This is a genomic window from Corynebacterium gottingense, from assembly GCF_007559235.1.
Lineage (GTDB): Bacteria > Actinomycetota > Actinomycetes > Mycobacteriales > Mycobacteriaceae > Corynebacterium > Corynebacterium gottingense.
Genome location: NZ_VMHH01000003.1, coordinates 193,370 through 217,203, shown reverse-complemented (window position 1 = coordinate 217,203; position 23,834 = coordinate 193,370). Strand labels below are relative to the sequence as shown.

Here is a 23,834-nt window from a genome sequence, read left to right as displayed (position 1 = left end):
CTAGCACTACCCGAATTTTGGGCGCGAGCACCATGGTGAAACTTTTCGGCCAAAAGTTGAATGGAAGCATGCTCACTCTCACAGACATCACAAAATCATTCACCAGGCAACGCGTCCTCGAGGGCGTGAGCCTTCAGGTCCAAGCCGGCGAATCGCTCGCCATCATGGGACCATCCGGCTCCGGCAAATCCACCTTGCTCCACTGCATGTCCGGCGTGCTCACCCCGGACTCCGGCGAGGTGATCTTCGAGGGCACCAACATCGCAGCGCTTGACGACGCCGCGCGGTCCAAACTTCGCCTCAACCACTTCGGCTTCATCTTCCAGGATGGTCAGCTGCTGCCGGAACTCACCGCCACCGAGAACGTGGCGCTGCCCCAGATCATGCGGGGCACCTCCAGAAAAGAGGCCCACGCGCAGGCGGACGACATGCTCACGCGGCTGGGCTTGGGGAACTTCACGTCAAGGTTCCCAGGCCAGCTCTCCGGCGGGCAGGCGCAAAGGGTCGCGATCGCGAGGGCGCTCGCTGGCCCGCCGAAGGTGGTCTTCGCCGACGAGCCGACCGCGGCGCTGGACCAGGCCACCGGGCATGAGGTGATGCAGGAGATCGTGGCGGTGTCGCAGAAATTCGGCGTCACGCTGGTGCTGGTCACGCACGACCCGAAGATCGCGGCTTGGTGCAACCGGCGCATCGAGATCCGCGACGGTCTCATTCACTCGGAGGTGACGGCATGAGCGCGACCACACTTCTCAAGGCGACCAACGTGCAGTCGAAGGACGCGCTGGCCCAGAAGCATTCCGGCGAGCGTTGGGTGCGGACACTTTCCGTAGTTGCGCTGGCGGTGGCGACGTGGATGCTGTGCACACTCGCCGGCGGCACGTGGATGTTTGTGGAGCGCGACAGGCAATACCCGGACATCGGCGGCGACATCGACATACCGCTGCTCTACATCGGGCTCGCACTCTTCGCGTGCGCGCTGCTCGTCCCCACCCTGCTCACCCTGCTCACGCAGGCGGCGCGGGCAGACCTGAGCGGGCGCGAGCAACAGCTAGCGGTGTTAAGGCTTATCGGCGCGACCGCAGGTGAGGTGCGAAGCATGATGATCCTGGAGGCGCTACGCAGGGCTTTCGTCGGGTTGAGCATCGGCACGGCGGCCTACGTAGCGAGCGTGCCAGCCTGGTCAGCGCTTTCCTTTCAAGGAGCACAGATCGGCACCTGGGAAATGTTCACCTGGTGGGTCGTGCCGATCGCGTGGACGGCCATCGCGCTGCTCGCCGCGGGTTCCGTGTGGCGCGCGCTGCAGCAGGTGGCGGTGACGCCGCTCGGCGTGACCAAGCGCGTGCCGCACCCCGGGCAGAAGGTAATCACCACGGTGTGCGCTGTCGCCGCAGCAATCGCGCTGTACATCTGGCTTGCTCGGCACCCGGTCGCGCCGGAGGCCGATTTCGCGGACATCCTGGTGGCACTCGTCGTCTTCATCGGGTTCTTGGTGGTGAATACGCTGATCGCCGTCGGAGTGATCCAGATTGTGGCGCGCTTAAGCTACCGAATCCCAGGCGCGTACAACTACGTAGCGACGCGCCGAGTGGGCCGCGGCGCAAAGAACACATGGCGCAGGTGCAGTGCGCTGTTCTTCGTCGCGTTCACTGCCGGGGTGGCCGGGGCGTTCCAAGGCATCGCGGAAAGTGAGGTGGCCCCCGAGGAGGCGCTCATCGTGCAAGACATGCCCAAGGGCATCGCCATCACGGTGCTCTTCGGCGCGATCTTGCTGGTGCTGTTCACCCTGCTGACGCAGACGCTCGCAGTGGTGGAGCAGAAGCAGCTGACCAAGTCGCTCCACTTCATCGGTGCGGCACCAACTTTTCACACAAAAGTTGCGGTGCGCGAAATTGGGGTGCCAATGGTGGTCGCCGCGCTGCTGGGATTTGGCCAAGGCGTGCTCGTCGGCCTGGTCATGGTCGGGGCAACGCCCGACGGGATCGCAACCGTACTGTTTTTCGGCGCGCTCATCGCGCTCGCTCTGATCGGTTGCGTCGGCGCTGTGGTCGCCACCGGCCGCCTCCGCGCAAAGGTGCTCGCTGAAACCGGCAGGGCAACGGACTAGTATCGGCACGTATGAGTAAGCAAAGCCAAAACCTTACTGCCATTGCCCTCGGGTCCGCCATGACGTTCGCGGGAATCTCCCACCTCACCTTCAATCGCGAAGAGTTCCAGGCGCAGGTGCCCAACTGGTTCCCCATGGACAAGGACGCCGTGGTCCTGGGCTCGGGCGTGGCAGAGATCGCCCTCGGCGCCGGGCTGCTCGCGTGGAAGAAGCGGCGCCGCGAGGTCGGCATCGCGCTCGCTGCGTTCTATGCGGCGATCTTCCCGGGCAACATCGGCCAGTACGCCGAGCGTCACGACGGGTTCGGGCTGGACACCGACGGCAAGCGCCTGGCGCGCCTGTTCTTCCAGCCCGCGCTCATTGCCGGTGCGCTGCACGCGGCTGGCCTACCGGACAAGAAATAACAAAAAGTCCTGCCCCGAGTGACCTGGGGCAGGACTTTGCTACTTTTCGCCGAAAAGTTAGAAGTTCAGCTTGCGCATGATCGGGGCCGGGATGGCCTTGAGCACCATGGAGATCGGGCCGAACAGCTTGTGCACGAACACGTTGGACTTGCCGCCCAGCGCAGCCTCGACGGCAGCCTCAGCAACGTCCTCCTTGTTCACGGTCAGCGGCGCCTCGTCGAGGCCCTCGGTCATCTTGGTGCGGACCTGGCCCGGGCGGACCACGGTAACCTTCACACCGCTGTCGCGCAGTGCCTCACCGAGCTGGGTGTAGAAGCCGTCCATGCCGGCCTTGGAAGCGCCGTAGACGAAGTTGGAGCGGCGCACCTTCTGGCCCGCGACCGAGCTCATGGCGATGATGTGGCCGTGACCTTGGGCTTTGAACTTTTGTCCCAAAAGTACGCCGACTGAGATCGGGGCGGTGTAGTTCGTCTCGGCGGAGGCGACGGCCGCAGCCTGGTCCTGCCAGAGCTGCTCCTGGTCACCTAGGGTGCCGAACGCGACAACCGCCACGTCAACGTCGCCGTCCTCGAAGGCGGCGTCGATCACGCCGGGGTGGGAGGCGAAGTCGGTGGCGTCGAAGTCGATGAGGCGCACCTTGGAGGCGCCGGCGGCGGAGACTTCCTGCACCGCGGCGTCGATACGCGAAGAGCCCTTGCGCGCGGCGAGGGTGACGGTGGGGTTGCCGCCGCGGGAGGCGAGCTCGGAGACGATCGCGAGACCGATCTCCGAGGTGCCACCGAGCAGCAAGATGTTCTGGGCTTGGCCTACTGCATTCAGCATTGGGGATTCCTTTCTAGTGCAGCTCGAGGCGGCGGGACATGTCGGAGGCGAAGACACCGGTCGGGTCGATGTCGTGGCGGGTCTTCAGCCAGCCGGGAAGCTCCGGGTACATCTTGTGGAACTTCTCCGCGCTGGTGCGGGACTCCTTGGCCAGGTAGAGGCGGCCGCCAAACTCCATGACCTGGTCGTCCAGGCGGTCGAGGAACTCGTTGAGGCCCGGACGGATCGGGAAGTCGACGCACACGTTCCAGCCCTTCATGGGGTAGGACAGCGGCGCGCGGTTGCCCTCGCCGAACAGCTTAAACACGTTCAGCGCCGTGTAGTGGCCGGAGGACTGGATCTGGTAGATGATGTCCTTGAACGGCTCGACCGCGTCCGTGGGCACCACGAACTGGTACTGCAGGAAGCCCTTCGATCCGTAGCCGCGGTTCCACTCGCCGATCAGGTCGAGCGGCTGGTAGAACTGCGTGAGGTTCTTGATGTCGTTCTTCGACGGCGCGCCCATCATGTAGTAGGCCTCGCCGATCGCGGACAGGGTCAGCTTGTTCATGGTCCAGGACGGGAAGATGTCCGGCACCGTCATCAGCTGCGGTGCCTTGAACTTCAGCGGATCCTTCGCCAGCTTCGGTGCGAACTCCTTGAGCTGGTCCAGGGTGGCCAGCGAGCCGCGGGAGATGGTGGAACGGCCGGTCTTCGGCGGGGCGGAGATCGCGTCGAACCACGCGGAGGAGTAGGTGTAGCCCTCCTCCTGGCCGTGGGAGTGCTCCTCGATCGTCTCGTCGAGGTTGCTCGTGCGCACCGTGTCGGAGATGAAGTAGGCGGTCTCCGTCTTGGTCATCTTGATGCGGGCGCGCAGGATGATGCCGGTCAGGCCCATGCCACCGACGGTGGCCCAGAACAGCTCGCTGGTCTCGCCCTCCGGCTCGAGGTGCAGGACGCGGCCGTCGGCAACGAGCAGCTCCATGGACACGACGTGGTCGCCGAAGGAGCCTGCGGAGTGGTGGTTCTTGCCGTGGATGTCCGGGCCGATGGCGCCGCCGATGGTGACCTGGCGGGTGCCGGGCAGGACGGGGACCCACAGGCCGTAGGGCAGAGCAGCCTTCATCAGCTGGTCCAGGGTCACGCCAGCGTCCACGTCCACGATGCCGGTGTCCGGGTCGATGGAGTGGATCTGGTTGAGCTCCTGCATGTCGATGACCAGACCGCCACCGTTTTGGGCGGGGTCGCCGTAGGAGCGCCCCATGCCGCGGGCGATGATGCCGCGGCCGCTCTCGGCTGCCACCTGGACGGCTTTGGCGATGGTGTCCACGTCCGGGGTGGACAGCACGTGCGCCGTGGACGGCGCGGTGCGACCCCAGCCGTAGAGGGATTTCAGTTCGGTGTGAAGTTCCATGTCTCCGCTTCTCTTCATACAACTAAAGGTGGAAAAGCTTGCGTTCTTCGAGCCTACTCACAACAGGCCGAACTTCCCTCATTGAAAGGTGTGATCTATTTCTCGTGTCTTAGAGGTCCATGATCTCGCGGATCTCCTGCGGCAGTTCCTCCTGCGACGTGATAGTCGGTTTACCTGCTGCTTTGTGCTCTCGGAGGAGCTCGTAGATGCGCCCGCGGCCCACGGAGTCCACAAAAGGTAGTTCTTCCGCGAAGACGCGGACCATGAAGTCTGACAGGGGGACGTCGACACGCTGTGCCGCCTCATGGATCGCGTTCGGGTCGTCGCCCTTGTAATGCTTCCTCATGACATTCACCCTAGCGGGTGGCAAAACCCTCTATTGTGGGCGCCATGGGCAGCACGCTGTACTCCGAACACCTGGCGCCGGTGATCCAACTTTCCCCCGGCGCCACGTTCATGGTGCGCGTGGCACTCGCCTCGGATGAAGAGGTCTACCGCTGGGTCGGCCTGGACTCCACCACCACGATCGATGAGTGCCGGGAAATCATCGCCGCGCTCTTTGGCATCGAGGAAAAGGTCGGCACGCCAGAGCAGGGCATGCTTATCGACGTCCTCTCGTCCCCCGGAGACACCGCCACCTTTACCTGGGGCCTGTGGCGGTTCACCATGCAGCTCGCCGACATCTACCCCGGCACCAGCGACGGGCCAGTCTGCGTGGCGGGCGAGGGCGCGTTCGGTGGCGCCGACCTGGACCTCGACGCTGTGCGCCAGCAGCTGGCAGCGAGTCAGCTGCGTCCCGAGGTGCGCGAGGTGATCCACCGCGCCGAGTCCTTCGACTTCGTGCCGCTCCTCCAGGTGATCGCCGACGGGGAGCCCTCCTTGCCGGCGCAGGAGCGTGCGAGGCTTGCATCCCTGCTCCCGGAATCGGTGGGTAAGACGAGCGACGCCTTCTGGGTCCACGTGCTGGTGATGGCGTGTTTTGCCGATGCGCCGACGACTCGAAAGCTGGCGCTCGGGCTCATGTGCGCACTCGGCTGGGAGGACACGGACGCCGACGAGGTGTTTACGCTGAGCCGGGCGGGGGAGGCGTTCGTGGGTGCTCTCTCCGCCGTGGAGAGGCTGGAAATACTGCGCGAGCTGCTTCACGGGTAGACTGGTCCGCCGTGTCTTCCACATTTTTCAAACAGTTGGTCCCATTTGTCATCATCGGGATCGGCTGCGCGGTCATCGACTTCGGCATCACCTACCCGCTCGAGCTCGTAGGCACCCAGCGCGACCTGGCCAAGGCCGTCGGCTGGGTCTTCGGCACGCTCATTGCGTACCTACTCAACTCCAAGTTTGCGTTTCAGGCCGAGGTGAACGCGAAGAAGGCCGGCGCGGTGTTCGTCCTCTACGCCGTGACGTTCGTGGTGCAGATCCTGCTCTACCGCTGGACCGAGGGTCCGCTCATCTCGATGGGTCTGGTCAACCCGTGGAAGGACGGCGTCTCCTTCGTCATCGCCCAGGGCGTGGCCACCGTGACCAACTTCGTGCTGCAGCGCCGCGTGATCTTCCGGGAGGAGACAAAGATCATCGCGCAGCAGGACCCGATTTAGGGCCGGCGGAAGTCCTCGCGCGCGCCGCGTCGCAGCAGCTTCAGCCACTGGAAGAACTCGCGGGGGCTCTTGCGCTCGAGCAGGAAGAACCAGCCGAAGCGCACCACTTCCTGCAGCTGCATCTTTTTCATCCCGCGCTGGTTAATGATGTAGCCGCGGTTGCGGTACGTGAAGTAGCGCTTCGTGGGGTTATCCGGCCATTGCGCGTGCGCGCGACCGCCCATGATGGGGTGGAACTCGCTCGACCCGTCTGGGTGCAGGTAGCTGGTGGTCAGCGCTGTGCCGTACTGCAGGCCGGACTGGGCCAGGCGGCGGTGGTACTCCACCTCGTCGCCGCGGATGAACAGGCGGTAGTCGGGCACGCCGATGCGCTCCATTGCCTGCGCAGAGATCAGCGCCCCATTAAACAGGGACGCGTACTGGGGCAGGAAGTTGCCCTCCAGCTCGTCGACGCGCCGATGCCACACCGTGCCCTGGCGCAGTGGAAACGCGAGCTGGGCGGGGTCGCTGATATTCGCCACGATCGGGCTGACCTCGTGCAAGTCCTTCGCCTCTGCAACTCGGTACAGCTCGGCCAGCACGTGCTCGTCGGCGGGGCGGCCGTCATCGTCCGCGCACCAGATCGCGTCCGCGCCGAGGGCAAGCGCGTGCAGGAAGCCGTAGGCGAACCCGCCCGCGCCGCCCAGGTTGGTGCGGCTGGGGAGGTAGACAGCGCGGTCGCCCGCAAGCTCTTCGAGCAGGTCCCTGACCTGGTCCTCCGCGCCGTTGTCCACCACAATCACCCACTGCACCGGGTGGGTCTGGTTCACCACCTGTTCCAGGGAAGCGCGCAAAAGTTCCACGCGCTGGTGGGTGACGATCACAGCGGCCGTTTCTCCGGCCGGGGACAGGGTGGCAGTCATGCCTTCCATTCTGCCACTCAACCACCGAACTGAGGCGTGTGACATGGAGGTGGCGAAGGTTTAGGCGGTGAAGCCTGGAATCTTGAGGAAACCGGAGTTCACGCGGTTGACCACAGCGGCAATGAGGTCGAACACAGCAGCAGCGATGGTGGTACCAGCGAGGATCTCAGCGGGTACTCTTTGGCAGTGTCATTCCTCAACGAGGACATAGCGAAAGTCCTTGACGGAATCAGCAGTCTCAAGGTCCCTCTCAAAATCCTCAACGGAGCTCTTCTCCTTTTGCTGGCCTTCCTTGCTGGAGTCGCTCTCGATGCCCTTCTTAATGCCGTAGTCCACGGAGGATGCGAAGCCGTCGCCGCCGAAAACATCCTTGGCCCCTTGCTTCACGATGTAGCAGGACACCTCAGCTTCGGAGACCTCTGAAGGCCCCTTCTCAGCAGCAGTGGGAGAATTTTTACCGCATAATGTGGTGCTGTGCGCCGGGAATGTGGCCGCATTTATGTATGAATTCTAAAAATAACTCCGGCGGTGAGAGTTAGTCAGCGCCGGTTGATCGCAAAAGGTTCCGTGAAAACAGTTTATGTTCCATGACTTTTCACGGAAACTTGTAGAATATTGGCATGCTGAACGCGCGGACCACCTCAAAAATCGACGCTCTTCTTGATACGTATGCAGCGTTGCGGGAGGACAACCCCGAGGCCATCGCGGAGATTGCGCGCGCAGAGGTGGCGGAGGCGGTGTATAACTCGAACGCCATTGAGAATTCCACTTTGACTTTGGAAGACACCGAGAACATCCTGGCGGGGTTCACTGCTAGAGCGCACGATGTGCGGGAAGTCTTTGAGGCTAAGAACCTGGCTGAGGTGACTGAGGAGCTAATTCGAGGCGTCGGTAAGCTCGATGCAAACCTCATTCTGCGACTGCATGGCATGTTGCTTCGCGGTATCAACGATGACTGGGCTGGCCGGTTCCGTCGGCGGGGAGAATGGGTACGAGTAGGGGCACATATGGGTGCTAATCCTGAGTACGTAGACCGGCTGGTAGAGACCATCATCACTGAGTACTACGAGGATGAGAACTATTTCATCGATCGCGTCGCGCGGTTCCACGCAGAATTTGAAACCATCCACCCATTCTCAGACGGCAATGGACGCGTAGGGCGCGTCATTATCAACCAACAACTCTTGGAGTTAGGGGCACCGCCCATCATCATTCCGAACAAAGGAAAAGAGCGCCACTACTACCCAGTGTTCCGCGGCTATCCAGTAAGTGGTGATTATTCAGCGCTGAGCACGCTCATCGCGCGGCAACTCATTGAGTCACTGAACAAACGTATTACGCTCATCACCGCGCCGAAGGTGATTCGCCTATCGGAGTGGGCAAAGGTTAACGGTGTTTCTGGGTCTGTCGCCGCCAATAAGGCGGCGAGGGGCACCATCCCGGCATTCCGACAGCGTGGAACGTGGATGATCGACGCACACTATGGCAATGACGCAGAGGGCAGCGTCTAGGCTTCTTCCCCGTGGAAACGCTCCACCAGGTCGGCTACGTACTCGCCGGCCTCGGGGCCCTCGTAGGCGGTCACCACGTCGGAGACCAGGCCTGCTTGCCTGATTTCGCCCTTGTCCACCCATAGCGCGGTGTTGCACAGCTGGGCGAGGAAGTCGTTGGAGTGCGAGGCGAACACGAGGATGCCGGAGCGCTCCACCATCTCGGCCAGCCGGACGCGCGCCTTGGCCATGAAGGCGGCGTCGACTGCGCCGATGCCTTCGTCGAGAAGCAAAATCTCCGGCTCGATCGAGGTGACCACGCCGAGGGCGAGGCGGACGCGCATGCCGGTGGAGTAGGTGCGCAGCGGCATGTTGAGGTAGTCGCCGAGCTCCGAGAACTCCGCGATCTCGTCCATCTTCGCCTTCATCTGTTTGCGAGTCTGACCGAGGAAGAGGCCGCGGATGATGATGTTTTCGTAGCCGGAGATCTCCGGGTCCATGCCCACGCCGAGGTCGAAAACGGGCGCGACGCGGCCGCGGACGTCGGCGACGCCGCGGGTGGGCTCGTAGATGCCGGACAGCAGGCGCAACAGCGTGGACTTGCCGGCGCCGTTATGGCCCACCAGGCCGACGCGGTCGCCCTCGCGCAGGTGCAGGTTGATGTCTTTGAGCGCCTCGACGACGACGGTGTTGGAGGCGTTCTTGCCAATCTTGCCGCCGGCCGAGGACATGACGGCCTTCTTCAGCGAGCGGGACTTGGCGTCGAAGATGGGGAAGTCGACGCAGGCGTTGTAGGTGTCGATAGAAACCATGGGGAGACTCCTTACTTAAACCCGAGTTAGACCCAGTACGGCACGCGGAAGCGCATCTGGCGCATGGCTAGCAGCGTGATCAGCAGGCCGACAACGGTGCAGACGGCCACGATGCCCCAGTGGTAGGCGGCGACAGGCTGGTTGATCATGGGGGCGCGGACGATCTCCAGGTAGTGGTAGAGCGGGTTGATCTCCGCGAGCAGTGCGCGCTGGGCCACCTCGCCACCCTGTTCCTTGAGCGTCTGCGTGGTCCACACGATCGGGGTGACGTAGAAGAGCAGCTGCACGAGCGCCTCGAGCAGCGGGGCGACGTCGCGGAAGCGGGTGGCGATGATGCCGAAGAGCATGGTCACCCACACGCCGTTGAGCACGAGCAGGAGCAGCGCGGGCACCGCGAGCAGCGTCTGCCAGGTCAACGGAATGCGGAAGATGATCACCAGCAGCACCCAGATGACAATGTTGTGCGCGAAGAAGAGCAGCTGGCGCCACACCAGGCGGTACACGTGCACCGACAGGGCGGAGGGCAGCTGCTTGATCAGGCCCTCGTTCTCAATGAAGACGTTGGCGCCGTCCTTAATGCAGCCGGAGATGAACCCCCAGACGATGAAGCCGACGGTGACGTGCGGGAGGAACTCGCGCACGTCGATTTGAAACAGCATGGAGTACAGCAGGCCGAGGGCGAGTGCCATGACGCCGGTGGCGATGGTGATCCATAGCGGGCCGAGCGTGGAGCGTCGGTACCGCTGCTTGATGTCCTGCCACCCGAGCTGCAGCCAGAGCTCGTATTGGCTCCAGCCGCGCACGAGGTCGCGGAAGGACATCCCCATCGTCTTGGACTTGGACGGCGGGGTTTCGTGGTCTGCGTCGCTGGTCATGCGCGTGACGTCCGCGCGGAGTTGTTCAAAGTCCTGCACCATACTCACCCTAGCGTTAAGAGCGCGCATTGCAGGATTTTGCCCCGGAGCAGGCAGTGTGCGCGGTAGGGGTGGAACGGGCATAATTGGTTCCGATCTCAACCACTGGAGCGAAGTAAGGGGTGTGGCATGGCGTTCGATGTCGCCAGTATTCGTGGCCTGTACACCTCGCTTGGCGACGGATGGACGTACCTCAACGCCCACGACACGCCCCAAATCCCGGAGCGTGTTTCCGCGGCGGTGTCGCGCTCGTTCCGCCTCTCCGCGTCGGTGGCCTTGCCGGAGCCGGGGGCGGGCACCCACTCGCGCGAGCAGCTGGGCCGCCCGGAAGGCGAGTCGTACGTGCAGCAGGCGCGTTCCGCGGTGGCGGACCTGGTCGGCGCTGCCCCCGGCCGCGTGGTGCTCGGCCCGAGCCTGCCCGCGCTCTACGCGTCGCTGGTGGTGGCGCTGAAGCCGCTGTTCCGCCGCGATTCCTCCCTGGTGCTCAATGGGGTGGACCGCCCCGAGCTCACCGGAGCCCTGGCTCGCATCGACGCCCCCACGAAGTACGCGCAGGCAGACCTGGCCACGGGCGACCTGCCCGCCTGGCAGTTCGACGACCTGGTGGACGGCGCGACCCGCCTCGTCTCCGTCCCCGCGGCGCACGCGGAGCTGGGCACCATCATCGGCGTCGGCGACGTCGTCGAGCGGGTGCGGGAGCGCTCGAGGGCTTGGGTGCTTGTCGACGTCTCCGCCTACGCCCCCTACAAACCGATCACCTTCGACGCGTGGGGCGCGGACATCCTGGCGATCGACCTCGCCGAGCTCGGCGGGCCGCAGCTGGGCGCCCTGGTCTTCCGCGACGAGGCCATGTTCGGCCGCCTCGATGCGCCCGCGCTGGACATGCAGGTGTCCACGGGGCTCGCCGGCGGCGTGCCCGCGGTGGTGGAGCACTACGCCTCCCTCGTGGAGGGCGCGCAGGGCCGCCCGACCCGCCGCAACCGGCTCACGCACTCGATGGGGGAGACCGCCACCTACTTCAACCGGCTGCGCGATGACCTGGACACGTTCCTGGGGACGCTGCCCGCAGTCCACATCGTCGGCGTCTCAGGCGAGGCGGCGGAGGACGCGGCGATTGAGCGCATTCCCCGGCTGATGTTTGGGGTGCGGGGCGTGCCGTCGACAATGGTGCACCAGCGTCTCTTCGCCCACGGTATCGTCTCCACCTTGGCGCGGCCGAGCCAGCTTATCAGCGACATGGGCGTCGCCGAGATGGGCGGTGCCGTCACCGTCGGACTCGCGCCCTTCAACACTGAGACCGACATCGAGCAGCTCATCCGCACCGTCGCGTCGCTGGCGTAACTTTTCGTCGAAAAGCTACTCACCCACCGTGAGCACGACCTTTCCGGTGTGAGCGCCGGAATCGAGGTACTCGTGCGCGGCGGCGGCGCGGGCAAGCGGAAACGTCTTGGTCACGTTGGGGGCGATCTGGCCGGACTCGATGAGCGGCCACACGTGCTTTACGGTGTCTTCCACAATCCGTGCCTTCATCGGGCGCGGGCGCGCGCGCAGCGTGGTGGCGTGCACCGACTGGCGCCGCGGCATCATCCGTCCCAGCGACAGCGTGCCCTTCGCGCCGCCCTGCAGCGCGATGACGACCAGGCGGCCGTCGACAGCCAGGGACTTGATGTTCGGCTCCAGGTACTTGCCGCCCACCACGTCCAAAATGATGTCGGCCCAGCCCTTGAGCTCCTCTTCGAAGTTCTGGGTGCGGTAATTAATGCAAATGTCGGCCCCCAGCTCGCGGCAGTAGGCGAGCTTCTCGTCGGACCCGGCGGTGACGGCGACCTCCGCACCAAGCGCCTTGCACAGCTGGATGGCAAAGGAGCCGATGCCGCCGGCGCCGCCGTGGATGAGCACCTTGTCGCCCGCTTGTAGGCCGGCGACCATGCCCAGGTTGGACCACGCGGTGCAGGCCGCCTCCACCACGGCGGCGGTTTCCACCAGGCTCAGGTTGGCTGGCTTGGGCGTGAGCTGCCCCTCCGGCACCGCGACGTACTCGGCGTAGCCACCCCCGGCGAGCAGGCAGCCGACCTCCTCACCCTTCGTGCGGCCGGTGGTGCCGGGGTCCACGATCACGCCGGCGCACTCCAGACCGATGGTGTCCGGTTCGCCCTTCGGCGGCGGGTACTTGCCCTGCGCCTGGACGAGGTCGGCGCGGTTGACGCCGGCGGCGGTGACGCGGACGAGCACGCAGTCGTGATCGAGTGCGGGCTCGGGCGCGTCGGCAAGAGCGAGGGAGCGGGGATTGTCGGGGTCAGTGAGTGTGATTGCTTTCATGCCCACCCAGGATAACGGAGTGGGTGGGGCCATACTGTAAACTTTTCACCCGTTGGAGACGTGGCAGAGCGGCCGAATGCACCGGTCTTGAAAACCGGCGAGGGTCACACCTCCAGGGGTTCAAATCCCCTCGTCTCCGCCAAAACTTCTACAGCGCGTCCAACACGTCGATGAAGCGCTGCGCCGCGGCCTGCGGGTCCGCCCACTTGTCCAGGCCGAAGAGGCCGATGCGGAAGGTGGAAAACCCGTCGCCCTCACCGATCTGCAGCGGCACGCCCGAGGCGATCTGCAGCCCGTGCGGTGTAAACGCGGCGCCGGACTGCTGCTCCGGGTTCTGCGCGTACAGCACGACCACGCCGTTGGACTCGAAGCCGTCTGCGGCCACGGAGCGGAACCCGCGCTGGTAGGCGGCCTCGCGCACGAGGCGGCCGAGCGTTTCCTGGTGCTGCGCCAGCACGCCCAGTCCCACCTTGGCGGATTCGCGCATGATCTCCAGGTTGTGCAGGATCGTGTCTGTGGGCAGGGTGGAGTGGTAGCCGGCCTTGCCGTCGCGGTAGCCGTCGAAGATGCCCAGCCATTTCTTCAGGTCCAGGGTGAACGAGGTGGACTCGCTGGCCAGCACCGCCTCGCGGCCCTTCGGCGAGAGCAGGACGTAGCCCGTCGACGGCGAGCCCGACCAGGACTTTTGCGGCGCCGAGACCAGCACGTCGATGCCCTGAGACTCCATGTTGGGGAACGAGGCGCCCGCAGCGATGCAGTCCAGCACGAACAGCGCGCCGTTGTCCTTGGCAATTTCGCCCAGGCCCGCGATGTAGTCGTCCGGCAGGGTCAGCCCCGCCGCGGTCTCGGTGTGGGCGGTCACGATGACGTCGGGCTGGTGCTTCTCGACGATTCCCCGCACCTCCTCTAACGCCGGCGGCGCGAATGAGGGCTGCGGCTCCTGGCCGGTCGGCTGCGCGTTCAGTACGTGCACCGAATCCGTGATCTGGCCGGACTCGATGATCTGGCTCCAGCGGTACGTAAAGAGGCCGGAGCGCAGGATGAGCACCTTCTTGCCCGTGAACAGTTGTCGCGCCACCGCCTCCATCGCGGCAGTGCCGCCGCCGGGAATGAGTGCGGCGGAGTCGGCGCCGTAGGTGGAGGTCAGCAGCGTGAGCATCTCCTGCGCAGCGGAGATGAACTTCTGCGACATGTGGTTCAGGGAGCGGTCGGTGAAGACGACCGAGTACTCGAGCAGGCCGTCAGCGTCGATGTCGGGGCGAGGAAGTTGAGTCATGCCCCACAGCGTAGCCGGAAGTGTGTCGTGGGATACCCGTTTTGGGTCTAGGTCTCCGGGAAAAGCTCCGGGGTGGTGTGGAACTGGATTCGGTCCGCGCCGAGCAAGTCTTTCGCGCGCTTTACGGTCGCGCGGTCCGCACCGGCGATGACGGCGACGTCCTTCAGCGAGAGCGCGGCGGAGGGGGCAACGGAGGCGTCGCCCGGGTGGCGCGGGTCCACGTCCGCAAGTTCCGCGCCCGCGATTTCACCGAGCGGGACGCCGAGGAGGACGGTGGAGGTGGAGAGGCGCTCGGGGGTGGCGTGTTTGGGGGAGAGGAACAAGGGGGCGTCGATAAGCATCTGCTCCGAAACGGCGTCGATGTCCGTGATGGCCCAGACGATCCAGTCGGAGCGGTTGGCGGCGGCGGGGCCGAGGTCACCGCGGGTGGCGACGCCGGCGAGAAGGTCCGAGTTGAGTTTCATGCGCACCACTATACGGATTGGCGGCGCGGTTAGGCAGCGCATTTGGTTGTGTGGCTGCGTGTGGGTAGGATGGGCAAAGGCCTGGAGACGTGCCAGAGCGGCCGAATGGGGCTCCCTGCTAAGGAGTTGCCCTCTTTGCGGAGGGCCGCAGGTTCAAATCCTGTCGTCTCCGCCACCGCGCCCGTAGCTCAACGGATAGAGCATCTGACTACGGATCAGAAGGTTGGGGGTTCGAATCCCTCCGGGCGCACCAAGAAAAACCCCAGCTCAGAGAGCTGGGGTTTCGTGCTTTCCGCTCCTAGTCGGTCTTCACCACCGGTGCGACCGTGGAGGTCGTGGACGGGGTTTCGCCGGAGCCGGAGGAACCGACGGTGATGTCCACATCGCGGACGCTCGGGACGCAGGTGCGCGCGCCGACGATGGCGAGGACGGCGGTAGCCAGGCCGATCACGCCAGCGCCGGCGGCGGTGAGCGCCTCGGGCTGGACGCCGAAGTTACGTGCGGCGTCATTGAGCGTGCGGGTCAGCTGGGCGCCGACGGACTCGAGGCCGGGCACCGTCAGCTGGGTTGCCAGCGCGAGCGGGATGATCGCCAGGATCGGCACCGCCAGGCCGGCGAGGGTCGCCGCGCAGCGCGGGTCGGAGGAGCCGCCCTCGACGCCCACGTTTGCGCCAACCTCCGGGCCCTCGCCCTCCTGGCCGAACGCGGAGGAGCCGCCGCCGGAAGACGCCGGAATGCCGTCCACCTTGCCGTTGTCCGTGACCTTCACATCGGGGTTGCCGTTGTCCGTGACATTGACGTCCGCCTTGGCGTTGTCGGTGACCTTCACGTCCGCCTTGGCGTTGTCGGAGATCTTCACTTCCGGGTTGCCGTTGTTGTTGGCGTTGTCCTTGATCTCCGCTTTGGCGTTGTCGGTGACCTTCACGTCCGCCTTGGCGTTGTCGGAGATTTTCACGTCTGGGTTGCCGTTGTTGTTGGCGTTGTCCTTGATCTCTGCCTTGGCGTTGTCGGTGACCTTCACGTCCGCCTTGGCGTTGTCGGAGATCTTCACGTCTGGGTTGCCGTTGTTGGACAGGTTGTCGTGCGGGTTGGCGTTGTCCGTGATCACCACGGTCGCCTTGGCGTTGTCCTTGATGTCCGCCTTGGCGTTGTCGGAGATTTTCACGTCCGGGTTGCCGTTGTTGGACAGGTTGTCGTGCGGGTTGGCGTTGTCCGTGATCACCACGGTCGCCTTGGCGTTGTCGGAGATCTTGACATCCGGGTTGCCGTTGTTGGACAGGTTGTCGTGCGGGTTGGCGTTGTCCGTGATCACCACGGTCGCCTTGGCGTTGTCGGAGATCTTCACGTCCGGGTTGCCATTGTTAGACAGGTTGTCCTTGATCTCAGCCTTGGCGTTGTCCGTGATCACCGGGTTGCCGTTATTGGCCAGGTTGTCCTTGATCTCAGCCTTCGCGTTGTCCGTGATGACTACGCTCGGGTTGCCGTTGTTGGACGCGATGTTGATGTTCACACCGCCGCCCTTGCCGTCCCCGGAGCCAGAGCCCGTGCCAGAACCCGAGCCGCCACCGGTCAGGCCGCCGAGCAGCCCGCCACCGGTTGCGCCGCCAACGATGCCGCCGAGGATCTTGCCAAGCACATCACCGGCGATGCCGGCGACCTCGCCACTCGAGGTCTGCGGGTTGGACGCGTTGATCTTCAGCGTGCGCTTCACGGTAGTGGTGACGTCGGAGAACTCGACCGGCAGGTCTTGCGTGCCCGCAACGAAGTTGCCTGGCGCGGTGATCAGGACCTTTCCGTCCTTGGTGGACACGCCCCACAACGGCTTGCCCGTACCCTTCTTCACGGTCACGCCCTCGGGCAGTGTGATCTCGTCGACAGTCTTGGAAAGTTTGCCCTCAAAGTCCACGTCGTAGGGGCTGTCCAGGTCCGGCAGGTCCGCAACCCACGCCGCATCGTTTTTGGACACGTTGACCTTGAGCGTCACGTTCTGCGGCTCCTCGCCCGGCAGCGTCACCTTCGCGGGGATGCTCTGCAGTCCGTCCCTGAACGCGACGTCGCTCTGCGGGCGGGTCAGCTCAACGGAGCCGTCGTCGTTTGCAGCCAGTTTCCAGTTGAACAGTGTCGCCGCCGCGGCCTCGATTGTCGAGCCCTCCGGCAGCACAAGACCCTCGACGGTCGCGGGCTCATTGCCGGCAAAGTTCGCGTCGTATTCCTTCTCCCAATCCACGGCGTTGTCCGGAACGCTCGTGGCGGAGGTCGCAGTCGTTTCGGTGGTCGTGGTGTCCTGCGCGTAGCCGTTCGGCACGACGATGGATGGCGCGGTCAGCGCGAGGGACAGGGCGCTCGCGGCGACGAGCGCGCGGCGGCGCGGAGTGTGGGCCATGGAGGTTCCTTTACGGTTGGGTGGGCACGTGCGCGCCCTGAGCTGGCAAGAGTTGGACAGAGTTGCAAGTACCTTAATATTTCTAGCACCTTACTGTCTGCGCGTATAGCGATTCGCGCATTCGCGTCGACCTTCTACATACATTCGGGGGCTATTGCTTATCGACGCCCCACCGCCCGTCACGTTCCATCAACCCCTCATTCACCTGGTGTTTTGGTGCTTTGCGGGCAACGGTGTAACGTATCTCTTCGTTGTCAGAGAGAATCTGGCAGGACGCGCCCGTAGCTCAACGGATAGAGCATCTGACTACGGATCAGAAGGTTGGGGGTTCGAATCCCTCCGGGCGCACAAGTGTCCTCAGTCGCGACATAGTTGACAACTCAGTCGCGACATGGTGGACAAACCGGTGCCTCGGTTTTTATTTTTCCGAGGCACCGGTTTTGTGTTTTAGGTCAGTGGGGTGCTAGATTTTCCAGAATGATGCCACCGCCGCGCAGAATGAAGACGTACAGCTGGTTCGTCCCGCCCGCGCCGCCAGCGGACGATCCGGCGCGGCTCCACCCAGCACGCTGGAGCAGCGGGAACCGCGTGGTCAGGGACATGGTAGGCGCATACCCGGGCGTGCTAGTGCTGCACATTCTGAGCTACCTCATCGGCTCCGGCATCGCCGCGTTTGTGCCGGTGGTGGTGGGCATGATCGTGGACGGCCTGGTGGGGGAAGAAAAGTTCAACGCATGGTGGCTCTTCGCAGTATTGGTCGGCATCTTCATCATCCAATTCATCGGCGAGGCCACCGGCGACGGCCTGGCCACAGCCTCGGTGCGCCGCGTGACCCACAACGCGCAGCAGCACCTGTCCTCGGGCGTGCTGCGCCGCGGGGCGGGAGCGATGAGCCCCGGCACCGTACTCAACACCATCGACGCGGACGCGAACACCGTCGGCCGCTACCGCGAGCTGCTGTCGTTTCCGCTCATGGCCATCGGCTACGCGGTCTGCGCGATGGTGGCGATGTGGTCGGTCTCCCCGTGGATCTCACTGGCCATCCCGGCCAGCGCGCTGATCATCGCTCTGTTCGCCGCGTGGACCGCGGGGCCGGTGACGCGGGTGTCGTTGAAGCGTCGCGCCGCGGAGGCGGATGTCGCTGGCTTGGCCACGGATGCGTCGCAAGGCATTCGCACCGTCAAAGGCCTAGGCGCGGGTGCAACCGTGGCAACACGTTTTCACGCCGAAACGGCGAAGGCGAAGCGCTTGATGCTCACGCACCTGCGTGTGGAGGTGTGGCTCGGTTTCGCCAGGTTCTGCGTGGCGTGGCTGTGCAACCTTGGCATCGTGGGCTTGAGCGCGTGGATGACGCTGCGCGGGGAGATCACCCCGGGGCAGCTGACATCCGTGGCACTGTTGGTGCAGCCTGCGTTGACCATGGCGGGCTTAGCGTTCGGCGACCTGGCCAGCGGGTGGGGCAGGGCCGTCGCGAGTGGCCAGCGCATCGAGCAGCTGCACCACGCGGGCGACGACACCGCGGGGCCCGAGCTAACAGACACACCGGTCCCAGGCGCGGGGCTGTGGATCCTCGAGCCGGAGGAGCGTTCCTACGCCACCGCCGCCGCGTGGGCGCAGCGCGCAGACGTGCTGTTCCCGCCGCACACCGTCAACGTGTTTGAGGGCACCATCGCAGACAACGTGAACCCGCGCGGGGATGTGCCGGAGGACGTCGTCAAGCAAGCGCTCGCCGCCGCCCACTGCCAAGACATCCTCCGCAGGCTCGGCGGTATCAACGAAGCAGGCGAGTTGCCGAACGCGCCGCTGGGCGAGACCGGCCTGAACCTCTCCGGCGGGCAGCGTCAGCGCGTCGCGCTTGCCAGGGCGCTCGCCGCTGACCCGGACGTGCTCATCCTGGACGACCCAACCACGGGGCTCGATTCCGTGACACAGGCGGACGTCGTGGAGGCCGTCGCCGCGCTGAGGGCAGACAAGACCACCGTGGTCATCACCGGAAACGCGGCGTGGCAGCACGCCGGCACCGCATTGGAGGTGGCGTAGATGGCGCGCGAGTACGAACGCACAGACGCGGTCGCCCCCGCGAGCGTGAAGGAGACCTTCGCTTACCTGTCTGCGCTACCCAACGCTCTGGACAAGCGCTGGTGGGCGGGTTTGCTGATCATCCAGGCGCTGATTGTCGCTGTCTACACCACGCAGTCGAACCTGTTCGGCCGCAGCGTCGACCCGCTCACCGGCGGATCAGTGCCACTGCTGGGAACCGGCACCCGCGCCTTCGTTTTGACCGTCGGCCTGGCGCTGGTCTGCATGCTCGTCGAGATATTCTTGCGTGCCCTCGGCAACTACGTAGTGGGCCTCAAAGTCGCCCGCGCGTCCATCGACCTGCGCCGCCGCTGCCTCGACGCGATCCTGCGCGCACCAGTGCCGCGGGTGATGGAGCTCGGCACCGGCAACGTCATCACACGCATGACCAAGGACATCGACGACGTCGTCCAAACCATCACCGCCATCGGCTCGCGCGTGCTCACCACCGTGTTCGTCTTCCCGATCACGTTCATCGGGCTTTTGCTTATCGACGTCCGCTTCGCCCTGATCCTGCTTCTGATCTGCATATGCACCTACCCGTTCGCCCGCGCGGTGGTCCGCGCCATCCCGGATGCCTCCAACGCGGTGAGCGTGGCGGAGGCGCGTCGCAACGCGGTGCTGCTGGACACCGTCCGGGGCCTGCCCACGCTGCGCGCCTTCGACTTGGAGCGCTGGGCGTTGGCCCGGATGCGGCGGACCTCCTGGGGTGCGGTGGAGGCGGAAATGGACCGCGTGCCGTGGTTCATCCGCCTCACGGGAATCGGCCAGGTCGCCTTCGCCGCGTGGGTGCTGCTCACGCTTGGCGTCGGCGCGTGGCTCGCGACGGCCGGTGCCGTCAGCCCGGGCCAGGCGAGTGCCGCCGTGTTCATGGTCATCCGCGCCGAGGTCACGGTGTTCAACGCCCTGTTCTTCGTCGGCGAGCTGCAGAGCGCGGCCACCGCAGTGGGCCGCGCGGTGAGCCTGGCCAAGCTCGCGGACGGGCGTGAAGCTACGGCCGTTCCGGAGGATCTGGCGGAGCCGGTGGACGTGGAAGTCGACCACGTCTCGTTTGCCTACCCGGGCGGCGCCAACGTGCTGGAGGACCTCTCTGTCACGCTCGCGGCGGGAACAACCACGGCGCTGGTGGGCACGTCGGGCGCCGGCAAGTCCACGCTTGCCGCGCTCATTGCGGGGCTAGTGGAGCCCACTTCCGGGTGCATCCGGGTGGGCGAGGTGGATACCTCGCAGGTCAGCGATACGTGGACCGCCAAGAACGTCACCCTGCTCACCCAGGATGTCCACCTGTTCGCCGGCACCCTGCGCGAGGACCTCTCGATGGCTGCGCAGGACGCGACCGACGCGGACCTGCTGCGTGCGCTGGCAAGCGTCGGGCTCGACCCCGATGGCACCCAGTTCGCGCGCCTGTTCCCGAAAGGACTGGACACCGCCGTCGGCGCGGGCGCGGAGGACATACCCCCGGAGGTGGAGCAACAGCTCGCACTCGCGCGCGTGGCGCTGTCGGGCCCGAAGGTGCTCATCCTGGACGAGGCCACAGCGGAAGCCGGCAGCGATGCCACCAACGCGCTGGAAGACGCCGCCGCGCGGATCACCGCAGACACCACGGCACTGGTGGTGGCGCACCGCCTAGACCAGGCGGCGGCCGCGGACCGAATCCTGGTCATGGACGCCGGGCGCATCATCGAGGACGGCACCCACACCGAACTCGTCGCCGCCGACGGGAGATACGCGCAACTGTTCGCCGCATGGAGTGGCGGCGGTCACTAACTCTCCGGTAGGAATGGGGACATGACTGCTAACTATGTTTCCGACCGTTTCCCCGGCCCCGACCCGTACGCCCCGCTTGCGGACGTGCCGTCCTTCGACATCGCCTCCGAGGACATCGTCGACGGCGAGCGCCTCGCCGATACGCTGGCCGGCGACAACGCCACCAGCCCGCAGCTGTCCTGGTCCGGCGCCCCGGAGGGCACCAAGACGTACGCTGTGACCTGCTTCGACCCGGACGCGCCGACCGCCTCTGGCTTTTGGCACTGGTCCGCGTTCAACATCCCCGCGGACGTTACCGAGCTGCCCGCCGGCGCGGGCGCGAAGGACGACCTCGGTGTCGGCGCGGTGGTGCTCACCGGCGACAGCGGGGTTAAGGGCTACTACGGTGCGAACCCGCCGGCCGGCCACGGCCCGCACCGCTACCTGTTCGCCGTCCACGCGGTGGACACGGAGCTGCCCGCAGACGAGATTGCCAACCCCACCCAGCTCGGCTTCAACCTGAACTTCCACTCGCTCGGCCGAGCAATCATCTGGGGCTGGTACGAAAACCAGTAAGATTCGCCGAATGGTTCCAGTGCAACTCCGCGTCGGCGGCGCGTTCATGGGCATCGCACTCGTGCTCGTGCTCTACGCCGTGCTGGCGCTGCTTCGAGGCGACGCCGCGTTCCCCGTCACCCCGCAGGTGCTCTCCATCATCGTGGCGGTGGCCATCGTCGGCGCCTTCGCCACCTACAACACCAAGCAGGAAGGCTCACGCACCCAGGTGGGCTCGCTGCTCGCGGCCGTGGTGCTCATCGGGCTCGGCTTCATCGCGCCCGACACCGAACTCATGGCCACCACGCCGTTCTGGCTGATCGGCTGGGCGCTCGCCGCCGGACTCTGCGCGGTGGTGCTGCGCCGCAGCGCAGCCGGACACGCTTAGAGCGCTTTCCACTCCAGCCCGCTGCCCACGGCCTGCTCAATCGAGTCCAGACCATGGGCTTTGATCTGCGTGGCGATCCCGCGGTGGATGCCGCGGATCCAGCCCAACCCGCCGTAGATGAACGGCGTGTAGCCCTGCAGCAGGCTCGCGCCCGCGGCGATGCGCTCCCACGCCTGCTCGGGCGTGGAGATACCGCCGACGCTGACGAACACCAGCTTGTCGCCGACTCGTTCGTGGAGGCGCTTGAGCACCTCAAGCGAGCGGTTCTCCAACGGGGCTCCGCTGATGCCGCCCGCGCCCATCTTCTCCACCTTGGCAGCGGGCGTTTTCAGACCGTCGCGGGAAATGGTGGTGTTGGTGGCCACGATGCCGGCCAGGCCCAGCTCGACGGCGAGGTCGGCGACGGCGTCGATGTCGTCGTCGGAAAGGTCCGGCGCGATCTTCACCAGCACCGGGGTGGTGGTGGTGGACTTCTTCACCACCTCCAGGATCGGGCGGAGTTCCTCCACCGCCTGCAGGTCGCGCAGACCCGGCGTGTTGGGGGATGAGACGTTGACCACCAGGTAGTCCGCAAGCTGGCCCAGAAGCGTCGAGGTGGCGCGGTAGTCCGCCACGGCATCTTCGGAGGTCTTGTTCTTGCCGATGTTGATGCCCACCACGTCGCGGGAGCGCCGCGCGCGGAGGTTGTCGGCGACCACGAGCGCGCCCTTGTTGTTGAAGCCCATGCGGTTCAAAATCGCCTTGTCCTCCGGCAGGCGGAACAGACGCGGCGTGGGGTTGCCCGGCTGGGACTTCGGGGTCACGGTGCCCATCTCGGCGTAGCCGAAGCCGATCGCGCCCCAGGAGTCGATCGCCTCGGCGTTCTTGTCAAAGCCGGCCGCCAGCCCCAGCGGGGCGGGAAAATCCACGCCGAAAACAGTTTGGTGCAGCACCGGGTCGTGCACGCGCACGGCCTTTTCCATCACGCGGTTGACCGGGGTGACCAAGTGCAGCGTCTGCAACGCGCCGCTGATGATGCCGTGGATGCGCTCCGGCGGCAGCAGGAACATGAGCTTGAGTGCGCGGTCGTAGAGCGTCATGGGTTTTCTCCTAGTTGCTCTCGGTTTGGTCGGCGGGGGAGACGATCTGGATGCCGTCGCCGGATGCGGAGGCGGCGACCACGGTGCCGTCGTCAAGCGTAATGATGCTCTGGGCATCTGCGACGGTGGCGAAATGCTTGCGCTTCACCGGAATGCCCTGGGAGATGTCGTAGCCGGTGGCGGTGTTGCTGGCCAGCGAGCTGACCCAGGCGAGGCGCTGCGCGGGGTCCCACGCGGCATCCCAGGGTCCTTCCGGCACGGGCGCGGACTGCTGGAGGCGGATGATGTCGTCGGTGGTGTAGACGTGGAGCTGACTACCGGTGGAATCCGCGGCCAGCACCAGGCCGTGCTCGCCGCCGCGCACCTTGCCCACGCCCAGGCCGACGCGCAGGGTGCCGCCTTGGCGCGCGCCGTTCCAGTCGATGTCCTGGATGGTGGTGTCGAAGCGGTTGGTGCGCACCACCGAGTCGCGCTGGCCGTCCACCTGCACCGCCTGCAACTGGTCGGTTTCGCGTGCGACGTCGATGGTGTCTTTGAGCTCGCCGCCGTCGAAGACCCAGATCTTGCGCTCCGAGTCGCTGCCTGCGAGCACCTCGCCTGTCGACGCCACCGTGGCCGCCGTGACCGGCTTATCCGTGGCGATAGTCTCCTCCCGGTCTCCGAAGAGCTTGATCTCGCCTGCGCAGGCGAGCGCGAAGGTGCCGGCGTTGGCGGAAGCCTCGCCGCAGGATTGGTCCAGCTCGTGGCGGGCGGCCTTGCCCTGCTGAATCTCCTCGAGGGTGCCGATAGTCAGCGCGCTTGAAGTGCGAACGCCGATGCGGCCGTTCGTTTCGTCCACATCGCTCACCGGCTCGAAGTCGACCAGGTCGCCCGCCGGGTCCGACGACTGCGGGGACTGCACCGGCTCAGCGCTGCCCATGTTCGCAGCTGCCTCTCCGCCGGCTTCCTCGATCTTGGCAGAGGGAGACGCGCCGCAGGCGCTCAACGCCAGGGCAGCCGCGACTGCACCGGAAACTGCGACAAAGCGGAGGCGGGAACTGGGGGCAAACAAACGAGCATTCACAAGGTTAAAGCCTAGCAACGCGCCCGTCGCGTACCGCGATGGCTAA

General features: G+C 65.4%; 24 protein-coding genes and 4 tRNA genes. 15 read left to right on the top strand and 13 right to left on the bottom strand.

Annotated features, from left to right (window positions below; genetic code table 11):
• The first annotated feature begins 68 nt into the window (after positions 1-68).
• From FPH17_RS05675 to FPH17_RS05665, 3 genes are read left to right on the top strand one after another with little or no spacing between them, the layout of a single operon-like run.
• Positions 69-734 (top strand): ABC transporter ATP-binding protein, encoded by a 666-nt coding sequence (locus FPH17_RS05675; RefSeq protein WP_238397040.1) that lies wholly within the window; start codon positions 69-71, stop codon positions 732-734.
• Positions 731-2,104 (top strand): FtsX-like permease family protein, encoded by a 1,374-nt coding sequence (locus FPH17_RS05670; RefSeq protein ID WP_154879057.1) that lies wholly within the window; start codon positions 731-733, stop codon positions 2,102-2,104. Before FPH17_RS05675 ends, FPH17_RS05670 begins: the two co-directional genes overlap by 4 nt.
• Before the next feature lie 11 nt (positions 2,105-2,115).
• Complete coding sequence (locus FPH17_RS05665) at positions 2,116-2,508, top strand: DoxX family protein (protein WP_154879055.1); 393 nt, start codon at positions 2,116-2,118, stop codon at positions 2,506-2,508.
• A 57-nt stretch (positions 2,509-2,565) separates the two neighbouring features.
• On the opposite strand, the gene dprE2 is transcribed toward FPH17_RS05665, so the two are convergent.
• The 3 genes from dprE2 to FPH17_RS05650 form a co-directional block, all read right to left on the bottom strand.
• Positions 2,566-3,330, bottom strand: coding sequence for a decaprenylphospho-beta-D-erythro-pentofuranosid-2-ulose 2-reductase (gene dprE2, locus FPH17_RS05660; RefSeq protein WP_154879053.1), 765 nt, complete (start codon positions 3,328-3,330; stop codon positions 2,566-2,568).
• A 13-nt stretch (positions 3,331-3,343) separates the two neighbouring features.
• On the bottom strand, positions 3,344-4,723 hold the full coding sequence (gene dprE1 / locus FPH17_RS05655; RefSeq protein WP_154879052.1) for a decaprenylphosphoryl-beta-D-ribose oxidase: 1,380 nt from the start codon (positions 4,721-4,723) through the stop codon (positions 3,344-3,346).
• A 109-nt stretch (positions 4,724-4,832) separates the two neighbouring features.
• Positions 4,833-5,069 carry a hypothetical protein gene (locus tag FPH17_RS05650; protein WP_095275261.1) on the bottom strand — a complete coding sequence of 79 codons (237 nt, stop codon included), beginning with the start codon at positions 5,067-5,069 and terminating at the stop codon, positions 4,833-4,835.
• A gap of 44 nt (positions 5,070-5,113) precedes the next feature.
• Here FPH17_RS05650 and FPH17_RS05645 point away from each other — a divergent pair, with 44 nt between their 5' ends.
• Positions 5,114-5,875: a hypothetical protein gene (locus FPH17_RS05645; RefSeq protein ID WP_154879050.1), complete on the top strand. Its 762-nt coding sequence runs from the start codon at positions 5,114-5,116 to the stop codon at positions 5,873-5,875.
• Positions 5,876-5,886: 11 nt separating this feature from the next.
• Positions 5,887-6,318: a GtrA family protein gene (locus FPH17_RS05640; protein WP_203085446.1), complete on the top strand. Its 432-nt coding sequence runs from the start codon at positions 5,887-5,889 to the stop codon at positions 6,316-6,318.
• On the opposite strand, the gene glfT1 is transcribed toward FPH17_RS05640, so the two are convergent.
• Together glfT1 and FPH17_RS05630 are read right to left on the bottom strand one after the other, a co-directional pair.
• Positions 6,315-7,229, bottom strand: a complete 915-nt coding sequence (gene glfT1 / locus FPH17_RS05635; protein WP_414437217.1) for a galactofuranosyltransferase GlfT1 — start codon at positions 7,227-7,229, stop codon at positions 6,315-6,317. The genes FPH17_RS05640 and glfT1 overlap by 4 nt on opposite strands.
• Positions 7,230-7,409: 180 nt before the next feature.
• Positions 7,410-7,607: a hypothetical protein gene (locus FPH17_RS05630; RefSeq protein WP_154879046.1), complete on the bottom strand. Its 198-nt coding sequence runs from the start codon at positions 7,605-7,607 to the stop codon at positions 7,410-7,412.
• 233 nt (positions 7,608-7,840) lie between these two features.
• Here FPH17_RS05630 and FPH17_RS05625 point away from each other — a divergent pair, with 233 nt between their 5' ends.
• Positions 7,841-8,731: a Fic family protein gene (locus FPH17_RS05625; RefSeq protein ID WP_154879044.1), complete on the top strand. Its 891-nt coding sequence runs from the start codon at positions 7,841-7,843 to the stop codon at positions 8,729-8,731.
• On the opposite strand, the gene wzt is transcribed toward FPH17_RS05625, so the two are convergent.
• Both wzt and wzm read right to left on the bottom strand, forming a co-directional pair.
• Positions 8,728-9,522, bottom strand: coding sequence for a galactan export ABC transporter ATP-binding subunit Wzt/RfbE (gene wzt, locus FPH17_RS05620; RefSeq protein ID WP_154879042.1), 795 nt, complete (start codon positions 9,520-9,522; stop codon positions 8,728-8,730). The two genes, FPH17_RS05625 and wzt, sit on opposite strands and share 4 nt — an antisense overlap.
• A gap of 26 nt (positions 9,523-9,548) precedes the next feature.
• Positions 9,549-10,439 carry a galactan export ABC transporter permease subunit Wzm/RfbD gene (gene wzm, locus FPH17_RS05615; RefSeq protein WP_238397041.1) on the bottom strand — a complete coding sequence of 297 codons (891 nt, stop codon included), beginning with the start codon at positions 10,437-10,439 and terminating at the stop codon, positions 9,549-9,551.
• A gap of 126 nt (positions 10,440-10,565) precedes the next feature.
• Between wzm and FPH17_RS05610 the strand changes: the two genes are divergently transcribed.
• On the top strand, positions 10,566-11,777 hold the full coding sequence (locus FPH17_RS05610; RefSeq protein WP_154879038.1) for an aminotransferase class V-fold PLP-dependent enzyme: 1,212 nt from the start codon (positions 10,566-10,568) through the stop codon (positions 11,775-11,777).
• Positions 11,778-11,792: 15 nt separating this feature from the next.
• On the opposite strand, the gene FPH17_RS05605 is transcribed toward FPH17_RS05610, so the two are convergent.
• Positions 11,793-12,755: an NAD(P)H-quinone oxidoreductase gene (locus tag FPH17_RS05605; protein WP_154879036.1), complete on the bottom strand. Its 963-nt coding sequence runs from the start codon at positions 12,753-12,755 to the stop codon at positions 11,793-11,795.
• Positions 12,756-12,809: 54 nt separating this feature from the next.
• Between FPH17_RS05605 and FPH17_RS05600 the strand changes: the two genes are divergently transcribed.
• Positions 12,810-12,897 (top strand) — tRNA-Ser (locus tag FPH17_RS05600).
• Between the two features lie 6 nt (positions 12,898-12,903).
• Here FPH17_RS05600 and FPH17_RS05595 read toward each other — a convergent pair.
• Together FPH17_RS05595 and FPH17_RS05590 are read right to left on the bottom strand one after the other, a co-directional pair.
• Positions 12,904-14,031 (bottom strand): aminotransferase class V-fold PLP-dependent enzyme, encoded by a 1,128-nt coding sequence (locus FPH17_RS05595; protein WP_154879034.1) that lies wholly within the window; start codon positions 14,029-14,031, stop codon positions 12,904-12,906.
• A gap of 47 nt (positions 14,032-14,078) precedes the next feature.
• Entirely contained in the window at positions 14,079-14,495 is a 417-nt protein-coding gene (locus tag FPH17_RS05590) for a hypothetical protein (protein ID WP_095275251.1), read from the bottom strand.
• Between the two features lie 83 nt (positions 14,496-14,578).
• On the opposite strand from FPH17_RS05590, the gene FPH17_RS05585 reads away from it, so the two are divergent.
• Positions 14,579-14,670 (top strand) — tRNA-Ser (locus FPH17_RS05585).
• Between the two features lie 2 nt (positions 14,671-14,672).
• Positions 14,673-14,748, top strand: a tRNA-Arg gene (locus FPH17_RS05580).
• Between the two features lie 45 nt (positions 14,749-14,793).
• On the opposite strand, the gene FPH17_RS05575 is transcribed toward FPH17_RS05580, so the two are convergent.
• Positions 14,794-16,878, bottom strand: a complete 2,085-nt coding sequence (locus FPH17_RS05575) for a hypothetical protein (protein WP_154879032.1) — start codon at positions 16,876-16,878, stop codon at positions 14,794-14,796.
• Positions 16,879-17,153: 275 nt separating this feature from the next.
• On the opposite strand from FPH17_RS05575, the gene FPH17_RS05570 reads away from it, so the two are divergent.
• The 5 genes from FPH17_RS05570 (at position 17,154) to FPH17_RS05550 (ending at position 21,646) form a co-directional block, all read left to right on the top strand.
• A tRNA-Arg gene (locus FPH17_RS05570) sits at positions 17,154-17,226 on the top strand.
• A 129-nt stretch (positions 17,227-17,355) separates the two neighbouring features.
• The gene (gene tetA, locus FPH17_RS05565; RefSeq protein WP_420869350.1) at positions 17,356-18,918 is read left to right on the top strand and encodes a tetracycline efflux ABC transporter TetAB subunit A; all 1,563 of its coding nucleotides are present in this window, start codon (positions 17,356-17,358) and stop codon (positions 18,916-18,918) included.
• Positions 18,919-20,724, top strand: a complete 1,806-nt coding sequence (locus FPH17_RS05560; RefSeq protein WP_154879030.1) for an ABC transporter ATP-binding protein — start codon at positions 18,919-18,921, stop codon at positions 20,722-20,724.
• 21 nt (positions 20,725-20,745) lie between these two features.
• Complete coding sequence (locus tag FPH17_RS05555; RefSeq protein ID WP_102234700.1) at positions 20,746-21,279, top strand: YbhB/YbcL family Raf kinase inhibitor-like protein; 534 nt, start codon at positions 20,746-20,748, stop codon at positions 21,277-21,279.
• A 10-nt stretch (positions 21,280-21,289) separates the two neighbouring features.
• On the top strand, positions 21,290-21,646 hold the full coding sequence (locus tag FPH17_RS05550) for a hypothetical protein (protein WP_154879028.1): 357 nt from the start codon (positions 21,290-21,292) through the stop codon (positions 21,644-21,646).
• Here FPH17_RS05550 and FPH17_RS05545 read toward each other — a convergent pair.
• Together FPH17_RS05545 and FPH17_RS05540 are read right to left on the bottom strand one after the other, a co-directional pair.
• Positions 21,643-22,725: a quinone-dependent dihydroorotate dehydrogenase gene (locus tag FPH17_RS05545; RefSeq protein WP_154879026.1), complete on the bottom strand. Its 1,083-nt coding sequence runs from the start codon at positions 22,723-22,725 to the stop codon at positions 21,643-21,645. The two genes, FPH17_RS05550 and FPH17_RS05545, sit on opposite strands and share 4 nt — an antisense overlap.
• 10 nt (positions 22,726-22,735) lie before the next feature.
• Positions 22,736-23,788, bottom strand: a complete 1,053-nt coding sequence (locus FPH17_RS05540) for a YncE family protein (protein WP_011273072.1) — start codon at positions 23,786-23,788, stop codon at positions 22,736-22,738.
• Positions 23,789-23,834: the final 46 nt, after the last annotated feature.

Bases quoted from the DNA above. Each gene is read 5' to 3' on its own strand.
- FPH17_RS05675 (WP_238397040.1), top strand. From the start codon at position 69: ATGCTCACTCTCACAGACATCACAAAATCATTCACCAGGCAACGCGTC.
- FPH17_RS05670 (WP_154879057.1), top strand. From the start codon at position 731: ATGAGCGCGACCACACTTCTCAAGGCGACCAACGTGCAGTCGAAGGAC.
- FPH17_RS05665 (WP_154879055.1), top strand. From the start codon at position 2,116: ATGAGTAAGCAAAGCCAAAACCTTACTGCCATTGCCCTCGGGTCCGCC.
- dprE2 (WP_154879053.1), bottom strand. From the start codon at position 3,330: ATGCTGAATGCAGTAGGCCAAGCCCAGAACATCTTGCTGCTCGGTGGC.
- dprE1 (WP_154879052.1), bottom strand. From the start codon at position 4,723: ATGGAACTTCACACCGAACTGAAATCCCTCTACGGCTGGGGTCGCACC.
- FPH17_RS05650 (WP_095275261.1), bottom strand. From the start codon at position 5,069: ATGAGGAAGCATTACAAGGGCGACGACCCGAACGCGATCCATGAGGCG.
- FPH17_RS05645 (WP_154879050.1), top strand. From the start codon at position 5,114: ATGGGCAGCACGCTGTACTCCGAACACCTGGCGCCGGTGATCCAACTT.
- glfT1 (WP_414437217.1), bottom strand. From the start codon at position 7,229: ATGGAAGGCATGACTGCCACCCTGTCCCCGGCCGGAGAAACGGCCGCT.
- FPH17_RS05625 (WP_154879044.1), top strand. From the start codon at position 7,841: ATGCTGAACGCGCGGACCACCTCAAAAATCGACGCTCTTCTTGATACG.
- wzt (WP_154879042.1), bottom strand. From the start codon at position 9,522: ATGGTTTCTATCGACACCTACAACGCCTGCGTCGACTTCCCCATCTTC.
- wzm (WP_238397041.1), bottom strand. From the start codon at position 10,439: ATGGTGCAGGACTTTGAACAACTCCGCGCGGACGTCACGCGCATGACC.
- FPH17_RS05610 (WP_154879038.1), top strand. From the start codon at position 10,566: ATGGCGTTCGATGTCGCCAGTATTCGTGGCCTGTACACCTCGCTTGGC.
- FPH17_RS05605 (WP_154879036.1), bottom strand. From the start codon at position 12,755: ATGAAAGCAATCACACTCACTGACCCCGACAATCCCCGCTCCCTCGCT.
- FPH17_RS05595 (WP_154879034.1), bottom strand. From the start codon at position 14,031: ATGACTCAACTTCCTCGCCCCGACATCGACGCTGACGGCCTGCTCGAG.
- FPH17_RS05590 (WP_095275251.1), bottom strand. From the start codon at position 14,495: ATGAAACTCAACTCGGACCTTCTCGCCGGCGTCGCCACCCGCGGTGAC.
- FPH17_RS05575 (WP_154879032.1), bottom strand. From the start codon at position 16,878: ATGGCCCACACTCCGCGCCGCCGCGCGCTCGTCGCCGCGAGCGCCCTG.
- tetA (WP_420869350.1), top strand. From the start codon at position 17,356: ATGATGCCACCGCCGCGCAGAATGAAGACGTACAGCTGGTTCGTCCCG.
- FPH17_RS05560 (WP_154879030.1), top strand. From the start codon at position 18,919: ATGGCGCGCGAGTACGAACGCACAGACGCGGTCGCCCCCGCGAGCGTG.
- FPH17_RS05555 (WP_102234700.1), top strand. From the start codon at position 20,746: ATGACTGCTAACTATGTTTCCGACCGTTTCCCCGGCCCCGACCCGTAC.
- FPH17_RS05550 (WP_154879028.1), top strand. From the start codon at position 21,290: ATGGTTCCAGTGCAACTCCGCGTCGGCGGCGCGTTCATGGGCATCGCA.
- FPH17_RS05545 (WP_154879026.1), bottom strand. From the start codon at position 22,725: ATGACGCTCTACGACCGCGCACTCAAGCTCATGTTCCTGCTGCCGCCG.